A 2,452-nucleotide genomic window follows, 5' to 3' on the forward strand; every position below is an offset into this window, starting at 1 on the left:
GAATGAAGGCATGTCAGCGATGGGAAGTAATACCCGTCAAGGCATCGACATGGCGATTAATATCATCAATGGCTTAATCACCGGCGACATGACCGGTGCGGTAGCTGGTGCATTGGCACCAAAACTGGCCACAATAATCAAGCAGCAAACCGGTGACAATAAGGTCGCTAACACTATCAGTCATGCCATCCTTGGGGCCGTGGTTGCCGAGCTACAAGGTAACTCAGCTGTTGTTGGCGGAGTTGGTGCAGCGGTCAGTGAGCGAGGCGCAGGAGTCATTGCCAGTATTCTTTATCCGAATAAAAGTATAGATGAATTAAATCAGGATGAAAAACAACAAGTCAGCGCACTCGCCCAACTGGCCACCGGTCTGACTATTGCCGCATTAGGTGGTGATGCTCAGGATATTAATACCGCTATTGCTGGTGGTAAAAATGCGGTTGAGAATAATGCTTTAAGTCGTGATGATTCATGGCAGAAAAAAGGAATCGAAGGTAAGCTTTCTTTCACAGAAATGACGGATGAAGAAAGAGCATATTATTTAGATAAATTAAAACAGATTAATGAGCTTGATGAGAAAGATGATAAGGCATTTTTGGATGCTTGCGCCGGTAGCGGTAATAATACTACTGCTGCTTGTGGTGCTCAATTAGCTAAACTCAGAGCCTTTAAAGACGAATATGAAATTTATTTTGGACGCTACCCTTACAGTGAATATTTACAAGATGACTATAATAAAATTATCGGCTATTTAAATCGTTACACCCCAGATGAGTGGAGTTATGCGATTAATAACTATGCCAAAGAAAATAATATTAGTTATGAGGAAGCGGCATCTAAATTTAAATTTGCCATGTATACACAAAAAATAGCGGATGTAATTTCATTATATTATGGTGTAAAAGGCGTAGGCATTGTTAACGGTAAAATAAGTGCGGTAGATTTAGCTAAAGCAGAAAAGGCGATTAATGAATATAATGCATTTAAGCAAGAATTAAATGCTGGAAAGGGAACGGGTCTAACATCAACTCAAATAAAAGATGTTAAAACAATTAGTGCAGGAGAAGCAAATAAACCATTTATTGAAAGAGGATGGAGTGCTCCATATGATTCATCAACTCAGGTACGACAGTTTACTGCGGCTAGTGAACTTAACTTTGTGCGTGTTCATACAAATGATAACGTTGCAGGTCAATTTATAGTTAGGGCTGATGAAATCAAAGGTATGACACCACAACAAATACAACAACATTTGGCTTTACCTACAATACCAACATTTATTTCTGATGTTAAAGTACCTTCAGGAACGAGATTACAAGTCGGTAGAGTTGCGCCTCAGCCCAATTTTGGTGCCCCAAATAAAGGGGGAACTCAATATCAATTAATAGATAAAATACCACTTGAAAATTTTCATAATACGAGACCACTAAAATGATAAAAAGTATTGATAAAAAAATAATAAATAAAGCTATTAATATAAATAATAATTTACAACTAGTATTAATAGACGGCTGTGATGTTATATTTAAAAAAAAGCCTTTAGAAATTTCAAGAAATGTTTTTATGATTAATTCTAGTGGTGAAGTTATATGGCGTATTTGTTCAAAAAATGACAAATTTGGTGATAGCTTTACTAATATTTATGAAAAAGATGGTGAATTTAAGGCTTATAGGTGGGATGGTGGGCAATACAATATTGATATAAAAACAGGATTTGCTACACCAGAAATATTGTTAAAATAGTTATACTGACCCACAAATCCTAGTATAAAAAACTTGGTTTTAGTATAATGTAGACCTGAGCAAATTGTTTATCAACTTTTAGATCTGCATCGCCAGTTCAATAATCAACTTGCCCTGTTCAATCTTAACGATAACAGGGCAGCCTACATAAAACCCTATCTGCTCCAGCCACCTGCCTTTAATGGTCAGTTGTGATCTGAGATTGAGTTTTGTGCCTTGTGGCATGTAACCCACGGTATAAAACCGCTCAGTGGGTTGTGATGCTTTGTCTGTGGTTGGATTGTAGGTTAATATATGTCTTAGTTATAGTTAACTCCGTAATAGTTAGTTGTGGTTAGCTGTGGTGGCACACCGTTAATCTGCGCTATTATTTACTGTGTTGTGTTACTTCTCTTGTTTAGCTCGCTCAGTTTTAATTAACCAATCAACTGCTTAGCCTGATGTTTTAAAATCATAGCGTCTAAAATCTCTTTTATTGACTTCTGCTCGTCAGCAGTCATCTGCTTGACCACCTCAAACTTAAGCTTAAGTTCGTCCGGTGGATTTAGTTCCTCGCTTTTTCAACTATCCACTAATCAAAATCATATCGAAAATAAAGCGGATTATAAAGTCAGTAGCAGCAGTGTTGGCGTCAGCACCATTGGCATGCCATCAATGCCAGCCGGTTATAATAAAAAAGACAATGAACAATCGATAACGCATTCAGCGG

General features: G+C 37.5%; 4 protein-coding genes and 1 pseudogene. 3 read left to right on the forward strand and 2 right to left on the reverse strand.

Features of this window, described 5'->3' with window-relative positions:
• Both A9G03_RS02795 and A9G03_RS02800 read left to right on the forward strand, forming a co-directional pair.
• On the forward strand, positions 1-1,435 hold a 1,435-nt coding region (locus tag A9G03_RS02795; protein ID WP_082209388.1), incomplete at its 5' end, for a VENN motif pre-toxin domain-containing protein.
• Positions 1,432-1,743: a hypothetical protein gene (locus tag A9G03_RS02800; protein ID WP_065798355.1), complete on the forward strand. Its 312-nt coding sequence runs from the start codon at positions 1,432-1,434 to the stop codon at positions 1,741-1,743. The genes A9G03_RS02795 and A9G03_RS02800, both read left to right, overlap by 4 nt.
• Positions 1,744-1,821: 78 nt before the next feature.
• Here the strand turns inward: A9G03_RS02800 and A9G03_RS12300 are convergent, their stop codons facing one another.
• On the reverse strand, positions 1,822-2,037 hold the full coding sequence (locus tag A9G03_RS12300; protein ID WP_257006520.1) for a type I toxin-antitoxin system SymE family toxin: 216 nt from the start codon (positions 2,035-2,037) through the stop codon (positions 1,822-1,824).
• A 122-nt stretch (positions 2,038-2,159) separates the two neighbouring features.
• A pseudogene (locus A9G03_RS12810) lies at positions 2,160-2,294 on the reverse strand (helix-turn-helix domain-containing protein); the annotation flags it as partial.
• On the opposite strand from A9G03_RS12810, the gene A9G03_RS02810 reads away from it, so the two are divergent.
• Positions 2,248-2,452 (forward strand): hypothetical protein (locus A9G03_RS02810; protein ID WP_143425812.1); only part of this gene is annotated, 205 nt, incomplete at its 3' end. The pseudogene A9G03_RS12810 and the gene A9G03_RS02810 overlap by 47 nt on opposite strands.

Origin of the sequence: Gilliamella sp. wkB171 (assembly GCF_001693755.1) — a bacterium.
Taxonomy (GTDB): Bacteria; Pseudomonadota; Gammaproteobacteria; order Enterobacterales; family Orbaceae; genus Gilliamella; species Gilliamella apicola_F.